Origin of the sequence: Aliiruegeria lutimaris (genome assembly GCF_900099935.1) — a bacterium.
Lineage (GTDB): Bacteria > Pseudomonadota > Alphaproteobacteria > Rhodobacterales > Rhodobacteraceae > Tropicimonas > Tropicimonas lutimaris.
Genome location: NZ_FNEK01000008.1, coordinates 95,790 through 110,779, shown reverse-complemented (window position 1 = coordinate 110,779; position 14,990 = coordinate 95,790). Strand labels below are relative to the sequence as shown.

Sequence of the window (14,990 nt, the reverse complement as noted above, 5' to 3'; positions counted from 1 at the left end):
GACATAGGCCGCCGGCATGAGCCGAACATCATGGCCAAGCTTGCGCAGTTCGCGACCCCAGTGATGGGCTGAACCGCAAGCCTCCATTCCAACCACACAGCGTGGCAATGTCTCGAAGAAGGCGAGCAGCTTCGCGCGTTTGATTTTCTTGTTGATGATCTTACGCCCGGTAGCCGAAACGCAGTGCACCTGAAAAACGTCCTTGGCCAAATCCAGGCCCACCGTCTTTACTGTCATTGGATGGCTCCTTTCCTCGCAGTCGATGACAACTGCACTTTGGCACGTTCGATGCCGGTGGAGCAGGAGCCATCCACCTCATCCGCTTCGGCGCATGTCTCATTGCAGGAACGGTGTTCCGTCGATCACGACCCCCACAGCGCTCCAGTCCGATGCCAACAGGGAGAGGGACGCCCGGGATCCCGGCGCAACCCGGCCGACCTCGTCCTGGAGTTTCAGGCATCGAGCCGGATTTGCCGAGGCCATTCGCACACAGCGGCCGAGCGGCACGCGGGCGAGTCCGTGCAGGTTTCGGACCGCTTCGTCCATGGCGAGATGGGCGCCGGCAAGGGTGCCGTCCGGCCCTGTCAGCTTTCCATCCTCGAGCCGGATGGGCTTGCCGTAGAGATCGAAGCCAGCCTGCTTTCCGGCGAGCGTCTGCATGGCGTCGGTCACGAGGCAGAGCCCGTCCGGCAGCGAGCGTGCCGCAAGCGAGAGGTTCAGGGGATGGACATGTATGCCGTCGGCGATGGTCCCCGCGAACCCTTGCCCTGTGCCCAGCACCTCGCCCACGATCCCCGGCTCGCGGCCGAGCGTCTGGGACATCGCGTTGAACAGATGCGTCGCACCAACCACGCCATCTGCGCGTGCGGCTGTCATCTCTTCCGCAGTTGCGGCGCTGTGCCCGGCGAAGAGGATGACACCGGCTGCGGACAGTTGCCGGAGGTGCCGGCGCTGCTGACATTCGGGCGCCAGTGTCAGCAGGATCGGCACCGCCCTGGCGGCCTGGCAAAGATACCCGACATCTTCGTCGTCCAAGGCGCGGATATGCTCCGCCGGGTGGATTCCCGGGCGCTTGCGAGAGAAGAACGGGCCTTCGAGATGAATGCCCAGGATGCCCGGAACGCCCTCGGAGATCGCGTCGCGAACCGCGTCGACGGCCTGCTGGTATGCCCGTCCCGGCGCCGTCGTGAAGGTTGGAAGAAAATGCGCACATCCTCCGGCGCGGGCGCCCTCGGCAATCGCCTTCAGGCCGTAGACATTCGGCGCGTGGTTGAATTGCACGTCATTGGCGCCGTTGATCTGCAGGTCGATGAACCCCGGCGTGACGATTTCCGCTTCGATCACGCTGCCGGGGCAGCCGGAGATACCCTCGACAGGCTGCAAGCTTTCGATCCGTCCCCCCGCTATGCGGATCAGGATATCCTGTTCAGGCTCGTCCGCGATGCCGTCATAGAGCGTCCGGGCAAGCAGCCCGAAAGGCTGGCATTCAGCCATGTGTGGGCTGCCTGTCGATGCCATCCGGGTGGACGTGTTGGTAGTATTCGCGGAGTTCCAGCGCCGAGGCGGCATCAGCGTCGAGAATGATCGTTGCCTTCGGATGAAGTTGCAGCGCCGAGGCGGGGCAATGTGCGCCCAAGGGCCCCTCGATCATCCGGCTCACCGCCTCCGCCTTGTTGCTGCCCGTTGCAAGCAGCAGACATTCCCGCGCGTCCAGAATCGTGCCGATCCCCATGGTTATCGCGTATTCCGGCGTCGCTTCATCTGCGCCGAAATATTGCTGGTTGGCCTTGCGGGTGCTCTGCGTCAGGGTCTTCAGCCGGGTGCGTGACGCGAGGCTCGAGGTGGGCTCGTTGAAGCCGATATGGCCGTTTTGCCCGATGCCGAGAAGCTGGAGATCAATGCCACCCGCCTCCCGGATCCTTAGCTCGTAGGCGTCCGATTCCGCGGCGGGATCGGCCGCGTCCGCAACCGGCAGGAAAGTCCGTTCCAGCGGAATGCCGGCGGGGCCGAAGAGGCGGGCATTCATGTAGCTGCGGTACGAGGCCGGATGCGCCGGTGCGAGCCCCCAGTATTCATCAAGGTTGAAGGTCACGAGGTCCCGCACGGGAACCGCTTCCCGCGCGATGGCGCGGATCAACCTGTCATAGACCACTTCCATCGTGCCACCGGTCGCCAGCCCGATGACCGATGCGGGGTGGGCGAGGATGCGGGCAGTCAGGATGTCGGCAACGGCCTGCTGGGCCAGTTCGGCCGAATTGTGAATGAGAACTTTCATGTGTCGCTTTCGCTCCGATCCGGTTGCACCAGCGCCCCGAGCAGGACGCCATCCTGCCCGAGTTCAGCGCCAACGAGTTGCGGCCGGAACAGGGGCGGCTCGGCATCCAGATGGTGCCGGATGCGTTCCGCATAGCCCTCCGCAAGTCCAATTCCACCGCCGAGCACCACCCTGTCAATGCCGAGGATCGCGGCGAGGTCGGCGCACATCCCGGCAACCGCCGCCGCCGAGCTGTCGATGATCTGCCCGGCCCATTCGCCGCCCGCGCGCCATGCGTCGAAGACGTCGCGGGCATCGTCCACAGGATACCCCATCCGCCTCGCCTCAGCAGCAATCGCGCGCCCGGCGGCGACGCTTTCGACCGTTCCCATGCGCCCGCTCCCGCATCTCCGGGTGGCCAGCCGCGATGTCGAGAAGCCGATGTGCCCGGCCAGGCCGTTTGGCGAGCGAACTGGCACGCCACCAATCACGAAACCGCCGCCGACGCCCGTGGAGACGGTCACATAGGCCATCGCGGCACTGCCCTGTCCGGACCCGAAATGGAATTCCGCAAGCGTGGCCGCCTGTGCGTCGTTGAGCACCGTCACGAATCGAGCGAACACCTCCGACGCCAACTGCCGCAAGTCTACATCGTCGAGGTTGCTGAGGGTTTCCGTGTTGACCGCGCGCCAGATGCCGCCTGCATCGACCCGCCCGGCCACCGCCAGCCCCACCCGGTCGGATGAGTCCAGGCCGACCTTGCGGGCGAGTGCGTGCATATCCCTTACCTGTTCGGCCGCAGAGGCGGATCCGCGCGTAGCCACCTGCGCGCGGGCGACCACCTCGCCCTGCGCGATCCGCGCCGCTGCCAGCTTTGTGCCGCCCAGGTCCAATGCCACGCCGGAGAGAGTGTCGCGCGCCGGCATCCGGGTTACCTCGCGCCGGCTTTCACGGCGGCGCCGAACCAGGCCGCGATATGTTCGACGCGGGTGATGGCGCTGCCCACCGTGACGCAATCGGCCCCCGCCACGATCGCCTGCCGCGCGAGGTCCGGCGCGTTGTAACGTCCCTCAGCCATGACGAAGCCGCCAAGGCGGGAGAAGGCTGTCACCAACGCAAGATCGGGCGCGCCGGAATCCGTTTGGGTCTCGGCAGTGTAGCCCGACAAGGTGGTGCCAATGATCCCCGCGCCATCGGCCAGGGCGGTCCTCGCATCGGCTTCTGTCGAGCAATCGGCCATGGCGATGCGGCCACCATCGAGAATGGTACGGACAATGGCTTTCCGCGAATCCGGCATCGGCCGCGCGGTGCCGTCATAGGCGATGATGTCCGCCCCCGCTTCCACCAGCGCCTCGGCGTCCGCCAGGTAGGGCGTTATCCGGACCGGTGTGTCGGGCAGGTCGCGCTTGACGATGCCGATGATCGGAACAGCGACCGCGGCGCGCACCGCCCGGACGTTCTCGACGCCTTCGATACGCAGGCCGCTTGCGCCGCCATCAACGGCTGCACGAGCCATGGCGACGATGATATTGGTGCTGTCCATCGGGCCGCCAGTGACAGGCTGGCAGGAGGCAACAAAGCCACCTTTGAGGAGAGAGAGTGCTTGCATGGTCTATTGCATCAGGTTGGGCAGGCCAGTCGCCAGGATCGGGAAGGCACATACCAGCGCCAGGACGATCAGCGGCGGAATGAGCCAGGGCAGGATGGCCTTGGCGAGCTTGTGATATTCGATCTCCCCCACCTGTGCGACGACGAAGAGCGCCATCCCCATCGGCGGTGTCAGGGTCGAGATCATCAGGTTCAGCACCACGATGATGCCGAAATGTACCGGGTCGATGCCGAAGCCGAGCGCCAGCGGAATGAGGATCGGCACGACGATCAGCAGGATCGCCAGCGTCTCGATGAAGGCGCCGAGCACGAAGATCATCACGTTGACCGCGATCAGGAAGGTGATGGGGCTGTCCACGAAGGCGAGGAAGAAACTGGCGATCTGTTGCGGCGCCTGCTCGCGGGCGAGAACGAAGCCGAGCACGGAGACACCAGCGATGATCGTGCCGATGGTGGCAGAGGTCACGGCGGTTTCGTAGACCGCGTCGAAGAAGCGGCGCAGGGTCAACTCGCGATAGAACACCAGGTCGATGACGATCGCATAGAGCACGGTCACGGCCGCGGCTTCGGTGGGCGAGAATAGCCCGCTGAAGATCCCGCCGACGATGACCATCGGGGTCAGGAGCGCCGGGAAGGATTTCAGGAAGAGTCGCCAGACTTCTCCAGCGCTGTGGACTGGGTCCTTCGGATAGTTCCGCCGCTTGGCGAGGACATGAACCATGACCATCAGCGCCCCCGCGCAGAGGAAGCCCGGCACCACGCCACCGAGGAACAGCTTACCGATGGAGGTGTTGGAGATGACGCCGTAGAGCACCATCGTGATCGAAGGCGGCACCAGCGGGCCGATCATCGACGAGGCCGCTGTGACGGATCCGGAAAACTCGTCGTCATAGCCCGCATCGCGCATCGCCTTGATTTCCATCTTCCCCAGGCCGCCCGCATCGGCCACGGCCGAGCCGGACATGCCGGAAAAGAAAAGCGAGGCGAGCACGTTCACATGGCCCAGCCCGCCGGTGAAGCGCCCGACCAGGGCGCGGGCGAAACCGAACAGGTGGTTGGTGATGCCAGCGGAGTTGAGGATCGCGGCGGCAAGCAGGAAGAGCGGCACGGCGAGCATCGGGAAGGAGTTGAGCCCGTCGACCATCCGCTGCACGGCAAAGGACATGCCCATGCCCGTATGATAGAAGTATCCGACCGAGACGAGGATCATCGCGATCCCGATGGGCACACCACCGAAGACCATGAAGAGCCAGACGGAACAGACGATGATCAGGGTCATTGCTCGCCCTCCGGATCAAAGACAAAGGGGCTTCGGTGGATCAGTTGCCAACGGATGCGGCTGGCGACGCGCCAGATGACGAAGAGCGCTGCAACCGGGTAGGAGGCGTAGAGCACGGCATCGGAGAACAGCAGCGTGACGGATTCGTTGTTCCAGGTGCGCAGGACGGTCTGGTAGCCGATCCAGAGCAGGTGGCATGTGACCGCCAGATAGACGAGATCGATCAGGGTGAAGAGGACGAAACGGAAACGCCCGAGCAGGACTTCGGCGAGGATTCCCATCCGAAGCTGGACATTGCGCCGCTCGGCCTCACCCGTTGCGATGAAGGCCATCCATACCCAGATCCACCGCGCCAACTCCTCCGTCCAGACAGCCGCCGGCAGGAAGCCAGAACGGCCGAAGACCTGCAGCAAAACCACGAAAATCAAACCGAGGAACAGCACCGTCGCGGCATATCCCTCGATACTGTACCTGCCATGTCCTGACATCAACCTGCTCCGAGCCCAGCGTAAATGCTGTGGCGCGCCGGGAGGGGCGCGCCACGCATGTTCTTATTTCTTGAACAGCGCGGTGATGCTGCCCTCGCCGAACTCGGCTTCGAGCTCATCGTAATATGGCTGCATCGCGTCGCGGAACGGGCCGGTATCCGGACGGGTGATCGTCAGGCCCTTGGCTTCGAAGTCAGCGATCAAGCTGTCTTCCTTGTCCGTCACGATCTTGGTTGCGACCTCGCCGCCCTTCAGGATGGCTTCCTGCAACCAGCCCTTTTCCTCGTCAGAGAGCTTGTCCCAGGTCTTGGTGCCGACCTGGATCGCCGACGATGCCACGAAATGACCGGTCAGCGCGATGTGATTCTGCACTTCGTAGAACTTCATCGCCTCGATGGTCGGTAGTGGGTTTTCTTCGGCATCGACCTGGTTGGTCTGGAGCGCAAGATAGACCTCGGCAAAGGCGACCGGCGCGGGCGAGGCGCCGGTGTTCTCGGCAAAGGCGATCAGGAAGGGCACGTTCGGTGTCCGCAGGCGCAGGCCCTTCATGTCTTCCAGCGAGTTGATCGGCCTGTTGGAGGTCGTGTGCCGGGTTCCCAGATACCAGACATCCAGCACCTTCACGCCCTGCTCGGTAAAGGCTGCATCCATCTTCTGGCCGAACTCGCCGGCGATCAGCTCCTTGAGGTGGTCGAAATCGGACACGACATAGGGCGCGCCGATCAGCTTCAGTTCGGGAATGATGTAGCTCATGTCCGGGTAACCGGTCATCACGAGATCAAGCTCACCGGCCTGCGTCTGGGCTACCATCGCCTTGAAGTCACCGAGCGTGGACGACGGGAACATCTTGAGAGACATCTCGCCGCCCGAGATTTCCTTGAGCGCCTCGTCCATGGCAAGCATGCCCTGGTACATCGGGGAGGCCTCGTTTTCCTGGGTCCCGAAGGTCAGGACCGTTTCGGCTTGCGCCGCAGCAGCCAACAACAGCCCCGCGACAACTCCCCCCACAAACTTGTTCAGCATGTCTTTTCTCCTCGCTACTGCTGATTCATCGTTCCGTGCATTCGCGACGCGCCGATCCGGGCGCCGCGTCGTGATTAACCTTCTTGTGCCCCCGCCAATCTGGATCGGTAGGACCGCATGAGATGTTGGTCCGTCAGTTCGGCAGCGGCCATCGCATCGCCCGCCACGATGGCGTCGTAGATCGCGCGATGCTCCCGGTAGGAAGTTTCGTCCGATCCGCCATCTGCGCGGCGGGGGCGGTGCGCCAGCATTGAGCTGACGAACATGTCGTGAAGCTTGAGAATGATCGGGTTGCCCACGACCGTCACGATCGCCCTGTGAAAGGCGATGTCGGTTTCTGCAAAGCCGTCTGTATCGATGGCATCCCGGTTCAGATCCAGGGCCGACTTGATCTGGTGCAGTTGGATGCTGCTCGCCCTGCCGGCCGCGATTCGGGCCGCAGCGGCTTCGATGAACTGGCGCATCTGCTCCAGATGCGCCCCGCCCTCCGCGTCGCCAAGCAGGTTCGAAATGTGATCGGCTGCGGAGGCAAGGATGCCGTCGAGCGTCGGCAGGGCTGCACGCGGGCGCCGGCCGGTCTCGAGGCTGACATAGCCCCGCCCCTGAAGAAGAAGCAGAGCCTCGCGAACCGTCGGACGAGAGGTGCTGAATTCTTCGCACAGCGTTCTCTCTGTCGGCATCGGATCGCCCGGAGCCAGTACGCCGGATTGAATCCGCCCCTGCAGGGTCGCCGCGATATCGAGGGCAGCCCCCTTTGCCTTGCTGGTTCCCTTGCTTGTCGAGCCGAGAATCACCGTGCCCCTCCAACGCTGCCTTCGGTTCTTTCGCTGCTTTGGTAAAGCCAAGCAGTTCTTTTTGTCAAACATTACTTTACCAAATTAATCTGTTGAGTTACCAAATACTGCGAGAATCAAGATCCAGCCTCACTGCGCGAGCGCCGTGGATCGAATAGTTTTGAAGGAAAATCAGATGACTGCCTGTCTTGATGGTATGTATGCAGCGCTTCTCACCGGTTTTGCCGACAACGAGGACCTGGACGAGCAGCGGCAAAGAAACATCGTCAGCCATGTGCTCCGGCAAGGGCTGAAGGGGCTCTATGTCGGCGGAAGCACCGCCGAGTCCGGGCTGATGACGACGGACGAGTTGTGCGAACAGCAGGGCATCGTGAAGGATGCCGCCAAGGCAAGCGATGTCACCCTGATTGCCCATGTCGGCCAGCCTTCGTTGCGGGATTCGATCCGCCTGGCCCGCAATGCGGAAAGCCTTGGATACGACGCCCTGTCCGCGCTGCCGCCGCATTCCTACCGGTTCACACCCGACGAGATCTTTCACTATTACAAGGCTCTCGCCTCCGCGACGTCCCTGCCGCTGATCGTCTACGAGGTGCCCGGGCGCGTCGGGCGCGAATCCTCGGTGGCGGAGCTTTCCGCGATACTGGGTCTGCCGGGCGTCGCCGGGATCAAGTTCTCTTCCATGAACCTGTTCGTGCTCTCGCAACTGCGCAGCCGGCATTCCGACAGCACGATCTTTTTCGGTTCCGACGAAACCTACATGACCGGCGCGCTATCCGGAGCGAATGGTGGCATCGGCTCGACATACAACGTTTTCGGTAAACTCTATGTCGCCCTGGACAAGGCGATGGAAGCTGGCGACATGGACCGCGCGCGGGAGCTTCAGGAGATCTCGCGGGACTATGTCGGGCATCTTTTCGAGGTCGGCGTCATGCCAGGGATCAAACTGTCGCTTCAACATCTTGGTGTCGATTGCGGCCCCTGCCGCGCGCCCTTCCGGATACTGTCGGACGCAGGCCGCGCGCCGCTCACGGCATTCCTGGATCAGGCGGATATCGCTCCCTGGCTGTGAGTCAAACAGGACAATCCAACAAGCTGACCGGACACCTGCGCCAGCCTGAGAGTCGGAGAGCTGCCATTCGCTGCGGTTCGTACGCAGGCCCGTTCGGCTGAGACCTCGCCCATCATCTCGGCATTTTCCAGACCACGAAAAGCGTCAGCGGGATGATCAGCAGGGTCGCTGGCGCGAAGATTGCGAGCCGCTCCTGCATTCGCTGATATACCCGTATTGGCCGGACCAGTTCAGCGCATGGCCGGTTGACAAGGCGCACTGTTTGCCAACTGCCATTGGCCGTTATCGAGGGTCGCAGTTCGAACTCGCCTGGCTTTCCCACGAGACTCGCTCTACGCCGACGAGCTTCGCCAGGCGCGCCAGTTCGGCATCGAGCTTGACGCGTCTTGTTGACGACCAACGGACGCCGTTCTCGGGCCAGAAGTTGAGCACATTGAGGGATGAGGCCCGGCGGTTTCCCTTGAGTTCGATACGGCCCACAAACCGGTGACCTTCAAGGATCGGAAACACGTAATATCCCCAGATGCGTTTTGCGGCCGGAACGAACATCTCGTTTCGGTACTCGAAGCCGAAAAGTCGGCCCAGGCGGTCCCGATCACGTATCACCGGGTCGAACGGGTTCAGAATGCGGAGCCTCGAAGTGACCGCCGTCAGCGCGGCAACGCGCTGCGCGATGTCAGAAGGTGCAAGAGCCTTGATCCACTGGCCGTCCGCTGTCTCGATCTCGACCGGATGGAGGCTTTCGGTCCGGTCGATCCAATCCAGCACCTCGGCGCGGCTTACGGCATCCCAGAACCGCTGGATCTCGCCCGGGCTGGCGAATCCCAGGCGGTCCAGCGCCTCCGAACAGAGCCAGTCGATTTGCGCCTGGTCACTTTCGCAGGCTTCGCGAAGCTGCGCTGGAAACACCCGTTCGGCCAGATCGTAGACCTTGGTGAAGTTCATCCGGTGGCAGGTCGCCAGTTCCCCGCTGTACCACATGTAGTCGAGCGCCAGCTTGTGCGGTGGACGTGCCCACATCTGGCCGGAATCGACCGCTTTGGTCTCAAAGGCCTTGGTCGAGAGGGCACCTTCGGCAGCAATTCTTGCCTTTATGGCCGAACGCGCCTCGGCATCCGGCAGGCCCTTGAGCCAACCAGCCTTGTCGAGCTGCTCCCGCTTGCGGCGAAACTGCCGCTGCCACATCGGCAGGAACTCCATCGGCAGGACCGAGGCATCGTGGGTGAAATGCTCGAAAATGCTCCGGTCCCGGGCAAGAAGCTTGTCCAGCATCGGTTCGCGGTAATTCTGGTTACGGCTCCACAGGATGTGGTGATGGGCGCGGGAGACGACCTGAATGGTGTCGAGTTGCACGAACCCGAGCCTGCGAATGATCGCCAAGGCATCGAGAGGTCCGGTCGGCGCCTGACCCAAGCCCTGTAAGGTCAACAACAGGGTCCGTGCCGTCCGGTTACCGATACGAAAGGGGGGGATTGTCTCGCGTGCCAACAGGTTTCCATCAGGTTGCAGATCTGTGCCGTGTGCCCGGGAAGAAAAGCCTCAAACCATCTTCGCGGTCAACCGGTGCCGCCCACGCCCTCGGGCCGCCTCTGCACGTTCCAGCACCATATGGGTGATCTGGCAGTGAAGCAGACGACGGCCTGAAAGCTCGGGCAAAGCGGGGGTGATTCCGACCGTGCCGGTCATCTGGCTGCCTGAAGCGCCTGCTCCGAAGGACCGTTGGCTGACCCGGGGTGAGGTTGGCACGTTCAGCCGTGCCCCCCCATGAGGACAAGCAGATAAAAAGACATCCGATCCCCACTGATTACTGATAAATAACCTGTTTCTGTGGCCGACGCCGGAAACAGCATAGGCCCGAAAACAACAAAGGGCCCCGCGGGGCCCTTGTATAATTGGTCGGAGTGAGAGGATTCGAACCTCCGACCCCTGCCTCCCGAAGACAGTGCTCTACCAGGCTGAGCTACACTCCGACCGTGACGCAGGCGATTACAGAACCTCTCCGGGAATGGCAAGGGTTGTCGGTCATCCTTTTGGTCCGTTCCCGTTTTTTTTGGGCATGTCGGATTTGCGCCGCAGAAATGATCCGACACGCAGAAAGGTCCCGGTTTCGTGACGTGTCCGGGTGCGTAGAACCGGACGGTTGGACGTGCTGTGTTTCCGGCTCTCGCGCATCAGGATATAGATCCCGCTGCCGATGATGACGCCGGCCCCGATCGCCGTCGGCAGGTCGGGACGTTCGCCAAACAGAAGCATGCCGTAAAAGGTCGCCCAGATGATCTGGGAATATTGCATGGGCGCGACGATGACCGCCTCGCCGGCCTTGTAGGCGAGGATCACCCCAAGGGTGCCGCCGAAGGCGAGCACGGCAATCACCGCCTGCGCGGCAAGGTCGATTCCGGTCAGGGGAACGTACACGAAGGGCAGGATCGCCCCCATCACGATCACGTTGGCCACCATCGGATAGAGCAGCAGCACGACACTGCGCTCCTCGTGGCCGACCTTGCGCACGATGACCGAAGACAGCGCGCCACTGAAGGCGGCAATGAGCGCCGAGGCATGGCCGAGGGTCAGCTCGGCAGAACCGGGCCGCAGAACAATGAACACCCCCACAAGCCCCGCCAGAACAGCGCCGGCGCGGTGCAGGCCGACCTTCTCTCCCAGGAGCGGGATCGACAGCAACGTGATCAGCAGCGGCATGGCAAAGATGATCGCGTAGAATTGCGCCAACGGAACCTCGGTAATGGCATAGAAGCCGCAGGCTCCGGTCGTCATCACCGCCAAGGTCCGAATGGCCGTCCACCACGGATGGCGCGGGCGCAGGTTGCCCGGCCTGTTGTCATGCATCAGCATCAGCGTCGCCAACGGGAAGCCCAGCAGGACGCTGAAGAAGACGATCTGGAAGGTCGAATAACTCGCGCCAAGATATTTGACGACGACATCGTGGGTTGAGAACAGCCCGAAGGCCAACAGCGCCGTAAGCGCGCCTTTGGTATTGTTTTGCATGGGAACGAGCCCGACTCTGGTACTACCGGGGATATTTTCAGCGTTACTGCGGTTCCGGCGATGTGAAAAGGGGGCGCTTTCCTCTTTTGGGAAGGTTTTTTCGGTCGTAGGCGCGTTCCCGCCACGAAAAAGGGCCCCTCCGATCCGTCGGAGGGGCCCGATGCTGTTCCGCGCGCCTGGCGCGGGGCCTGGCTCAGAGCGAGGCGTCGAGCGCAGCGACGATCGCGTCGCCCATCTGGGAGGTCGAGACCGGGGTGCCGCCTTCCGGGCCCATCAGGTCCGCGGTGCGCAGACCTTCGGCCAGCACCTTCTCGACCGCGGCTTCGAGACGGTCGGCCTCGGCGCCCTGGTCGAAGGAATAGCGCAGCGCCATGGCGAAGCTGAGGATACAGGCGATCGGGTTGGCCTTGCCCTGGCCGGCGATATCCGGAGCGGAGCCATGCACCGGCTCGTAGAGCGCCTTCGGGCGGCCATTTTCCATCGGCGCGCCGAGGCTGGCCGACGGCAGCATGCCGAGAGAACCGGTCAGCATCGCGGCAACGTCCGAGAGCAGGTCGCCAAAGAGGTTGTCGGTCACGATGACGTCAAACTGCTTGGGCCAGCGGCAGAGCTGCATCCCGCCCGCGTCGGCATACATGTGCGAAAGCTCGACCTCGGGGTATTCCTTGTCATGCACCTCTTGCACGACCTCGCGCCAGAGCACGCCCGATTCCATCACATTGGCCTTCTCCATCGAGCAGACCTTGTTGCCGCGGCGCTTGGCCAGCTCGAAGGCGGAGCGAGCGACGCGGGCGATCTCGCTCTCGGTGTAGCGCTGCGTGTTCACGCCCTCGCGCTCGCCATTGGCATTCACGGAAACACCGCGCGGCTCACCGAAATAGACGCCCGAGGTCAGCTCGCGGACGATCATGATGTCGAGGCCGGCAACCACGTCGCGCTTGAGCGAGGAGAAATCGGCCAGCGCGTCGAAGCACTGGGCGGGACGCAGGTTGGAAAAGAGATCCATCTCCTTGCGCAGGCGCAGCAAGCCGCGCTCGGGCTTCAGCGAGAAGTCGAGATTGTCATATTGCGGGCCACCCACGGCACCGAGCAGGACGGCGTCCGCCTCCTGCGCCTTGGCCATTGTCTCGTCGGTCAGCGGCACGCCATGCTTGTCATAGGCGATGCCGCCGACAAGGTCTTCGCTCACGTCGAATTGCAGGTCGCGCTTGGCGCCGTACCAGTCGATGATCTTGCGCACCTCGGTCATGACTTCGGGGCCGATGCCGTCGCCGGGCAGGATCAGGAGGGATGGGGTGCTCATGAGTCTTAAATCCTTGCAAGATGTGTCCGGGCGGGGTTACCCGCGCCGCCACGAGGAATCAAGAAGCACGCCACGCCCGAAGGTGTGGAAGATCGGCGCGGGGGCCGAAAAACCGCCCCGGGACACGTTTCTCACGGGATGGAGATGTCGACCCAGACCATCCGGTGGCGGGAGGCATTCCGCGCCAGCTCCTGCACCCCTCCGGCTGCGGGCCAATGCACACCGCTCGTCACAACCTCCAGGTCAGCCGACGGCAGCAAGTAATCCACCCTGAGATTGCCCGCGCCCCCCTCAGCTGCGGGCGACCATTCCGCCGTATCCAAACCGGGACCGCCCGAATGCGCGGGATCGGCGGCTGCCCGCGCGCCGGGACTTGCCGGAAGCGGGTCCTGCAGGCGCGGATCGGCAAGCAGGGCCGCCATGGCCTCGCGCCGCCCATCCCCGTCGTTCGGATCGAGGTTCATGTTGCCAAGGATCACGAAAGCCTGCTGTGGCACCGGCTCGCCAAGACCGCCGTCCAGGAAGACCCGCCAGAGGCGAATTTCATCGGCATTGCGCAGCCCGTTGCGGTATTCCAGCCCGTCGAAGACCGGCGGCGTGGCCGACATCGCCAGCAAGGACAGCGCCGCGCGTCCGGGCCAGCGGATCGGCACCACCCAATGGCCGGTGCTGGACAGGCGCTGGATGGCAAACGCCTCTTCGGAGGGGAAAGGGACGCCGCCAGTTGCGGGCAGGTGCGCGCCGGGAAGATCCTTCCACAGGAGTTCCGAGAAATCCCGAACCTCCTCCTCTATGACGGGAAAACGGCTCAGAAGGGCCATGCCGCCGTGTCCGGAAAAGCGCCCATAACCCTGCGCATCGCGCGGCTCACCCGTGCGGCCATTGCCGTCCATGTCGAGCTTCGTGGCCATGCCGCTATTTGGAAGCAAGCTGAAAAGATGCGGATAGTCGGCGCCAGCCTCTGCGAGGCGCTCCGTCAGTGTGCGCAGCGCCACGTTGCCTGCGTCGTAGTCGAAACCCGTCAGCAGAAGGATATCCGGCGACAGCTCCGCAACGACCGAAATAAAGGCGTCGATCTGCTCATCCTCGCCCTTGAGGATATCGCGCAGCAGCAACCCCGGCCCCTTGCGGGTCAATTCGGGCGAATAGCTCGCAATCCGGACGGTCTCGGCCATCGCCGCGCCAACCGTCAGGACGCCAAGCAGGAAAGCCGCGATCAGGTAACGAAGGCCTGCGGTCGCGCGGTGATCGGCTCGGAGGTCCGCTTGCGCATCTCGGTGATCATGTCGGCCACGCGCGACATGGCGATACCGCGCATGAAAAGACTCAGTGGCAGGAAGGCCCATAACGACACCATCCAGATCAATGTCTGCGGCTCGGAGATCGCCGCCTCGCCGAAAAGCGAGGTCGCGGCCTTGCCGATCGCCGGGATCAGGAATGGCAGCAGAAACCCTAAGGCAAGGTTAACACGCGCGTCCCGGTTGAGCCGGTTCACCACGTCGCCACCGGCGGTCGGGTCGAAAGTCGGCAGGTTGATCCAGACATTGAAGGCGCCAGACCGCGAGGGCCAGTTCTTCAGCTTTAGGATCAGGTAGAAGAAGGTGATCGCCATCAGCGAGATGAAATAAGCCATCCCGGCCGACGTCCGCACGGAGGCGAGTTGCTCGACGGGTGTCCCCTCCGGAAGCGAAAGCAGGACAAGCCGGACCGGGCTATAAGGGAAATCAAGCGCGAGCCCCACGATCCCGCCAAGGGCTTCCATGAACATCGTCAGCCCGCTCGGGTCGGTCTGACCGCGCACCAGGGCAGAGAGGAAGAACAGCGTCATGAACAGGGACAGGTAGCGGATGCGATTGAAAGGCGGCGCATCCCGGAACTCGACCAGGCTGGGATAGACGGTGGAATATTCGGAGAATGTCAGCACGGCACAGGCCAGCGCGATCAAAACCATGATCTGCGGTGCGTCGTCTCGTACACCGGGCACAAGCAAAGATGGCAGCAGGATCACTACCGCCACAAGAATAGCCCGCACTGTCGCGCTCGTAAGCTTCGAGAACACTGCTCGATACCTCCATCCCGGACGGTCACGATGCGTTGCCGTGCCCTTGTTCCGGCGTGGATGCGTCCAATTGGACGCGATGCCCCATCTTTTCCGAAACAATTGCCGGT

The 14,990-nt window shown here is 63.1% G+C and carries 15 protein-coding genes, 1 tRNA gene and 1 pseudogene; 1 reads left to right on the top strand and 16 read right to left on the bottom strand.

Features of this window, described 5'->3' with window-relative positions:
- From BLR85_RS06020 to BLR85_RS05980, 9 genes and pseudogenes are all read right to left on the bottom strand, one after another.
- Positions 1-237, bottom strand: a pseudogene (locus BLR85_RS06020) (IS110 family transposase); the annotation flags it as partial.
- Between the two features lie 99 nt (positions 238-336).
- Positions 337-1,494, bottom strand: a complete 1,158-nt coding sequence (gene nagA / locus BLR85_RS06015; RefSeq protein WP_170844463.1) for an N-acetylglucosamine-6-phosphate deacetylase — start codon at positions 1,492-1,494, stop codon at positions 337-339.
- Positions 1,487-2,275 carry a glucosamine-6-phosphate deaminase gene (nagB, locus tag BLR85_RS06010; RefSeq protein ID WP_093151550.1) on the bottom strand — a complete coding sequence of 263 codons (789 nt, stop codon included), beginning with the start codon at positions 2,273-2,275 and terminating at the stop codon, positions 1,487-1,489. Before nagB ends, nagA begins: the two co-directional genes overlap by 8 nt.
- Positions 2,272-3,180 (bottom strand): ROK family protein, encoded by a 909-nt coding sequence (locus tag BLR85_RS06005; RefSeq protein WP_093151545.1) that lies wholly within the window; start codon positions 3,178-3,180, stop codon positions 2,272-2,274. The genes nagB and BLR85_RS06005 overlap by 4 nt, the downstream gene beginning before the upstream one ends.
- 5 nt (positions 3,181-3,185) lie before the next feature.
- Positions 3,186-3,863, bottom strand: coding sequence for an N-acetylmannosamine-6-phosphate 2-epimerase (locus BLR85_RS06000; RefSeq protein WP_093151541.1), 678 nt, complete (start codon positions 3,861-3,863; stop codon positions 3,186-3,188).
- Between the two features lie 3 nt (positions 3,864-3,866).
- The gene (locus BLR85_RS05995; protein ID WP_093151536.1) at positions 3,867-5,141 is read right to left on the bottom strand and encodes a TRAP transporter large permease; all 1,275 of its coding nucleotides are present in this window, start codon (positions 5,139-5,141) and stop codon (positions 3,867-3,869) included.
- Positions 5,138-5,629 carry a TRAP transporter small permease gene (locus tag BLR85_RS05990; protein ID WP_093151532.1) on the bottom strand — a complete coding sequence of 164 codons (492 nt, stop codon included), beginning with the start codon at positions 5,627-5,629 and terminating at the stop codon, positions 5,138-5,140. Before BLR85_RS05990 ends, BLR85_RS05995 begins: the two co-directional genes overlap by 4 nt.
- Before the next feature lie 63 nt (positions 5,630-5,692).
- Entirely contained in the window at positions 5,693-6,652 is a 960-nt protein-coding gene (locus tag BLR85_RS05985) for a DctP family TRAP transporter solute-binding subunit (protein WP_093151526.1), read from the bottom strand.
- A 74-nt stretch (positions 6,653-6,726) separates the two neighbouring features.
- The gene (locus tag BLR85_RS05980; RefSeq protein ID WP_244520618.1) at positions 6,727-7,446 is read right to left on the bottom strand and encodes an FCD domain-containing protein; all 720 of its coding nucleotides are present in this window, start codon (positions 7,444-7,446) and stop codon (positions 6,727-6,729) included.
- Between the two features lie 175 nt (positions 7,447-7,621).
- Here BLR85_RS05980 and BLR85_RS05975 point away from each other — a divergent pair, with 175 nt between their 5' ends.
- Complete coding sequence (locus tag BLR85_RS05975) at positions 7,622-8,515, top strand: dihydrodipicolinate synthase family protein (RefSeq protein ID WP_093151517.1); 894 nt, start codon at positions 7,622-7,624, stop codon at positions 8,513-8,515.
- A gap of 282 nt (positions 8,516-8,797) precedes the next feature.
- Here the strand turns inward: BLR85_RS05975 and BLR85_RS05970 are convergent, their stop codons facing one another.
- The 7 genes from BLR85_RS05970 to BLR85_RS05945 form a co-directional block, all read right to left on the bottom strand.
- Positions 8,798-10,003: a winged helix-turn-helix domain-containing protein gene (locus BLR85_RS05970; RefSeq protein ID WP_244520617.1), complete on the bottom strand. Its 1,206-nt coding sequence runs from the start codon at positions 10,001-10,003 to the stop codon at positions 8,798-8,800.
- 51 nt (positions 10,004-10,054) lie between these two features.
- Positions 10,055-10,201: a hypothetical protein gene (locus BLR85_RS29025; RefSeq protein WP_170844462.1), complete on the bottom strand. Its 147-nt coding sequence runs from the start codon at positions 10,199-10,201 to the stop codon at positions 10,055-10,057.
- A gap of 207 nt (positions 10,202-10,408) precedes the next feature.
- A tRNA-Pro gene (locus BLR85_RS05965) sits at positions 10,409-10,485 on the bottom strand.
- Between the two features lie 52 nt (positions 10,486-10,537).
- Positions 10,538-11,518 (bottom strand): DMT family transporter, encoded by a 981-nt coding sequence (locus BLR85_RS05960; RefSeq protein ID WP_093151511.1) that lies wholly within the window; start codon positions 11,516-11,518, stop codon positions 10,538-10,540.
- A 193-nt stretch (positions 11,519-11,711) separates the two neighbouring features.
- Entirely contained in the window at positions 11,712-12,821 is a 1,110-nt protein-coding gene (leuB, locus tag BLR85_RS05955; protein WP_093151506.1) for a 3-isopropylmalate dehydrogenase, read from the bottom strand.
- 131 nt (positions 12,822-12,952) lie between these two features.
- Positions 12,953-13,996 carry an endonuclease/exonuclease/phosphatase family protein gene (locus BLR85_RS05950; RefSeq protein WP_244520616.1) on the bottom strand — a complete coding sequence of 348 codons (1,044 nt, stop codon included), beginning with the start codon at positions 13,994-13,996 and terminating at the stop codon, positions 12,953-12,955.
- 41 nt (positions 13,997-14,037) lie between these two features.
- Entirely contained in the window at positions 14,038-14,853 is an 816-nt protein-coding gene (locus BLR85_RS05945) for a hypothetical protein (RefSeq protein ID WP_244520615.1), read from the bottom strand.
- Positions 14,854-14,990 lie beyond the last annotated feature (137 nt).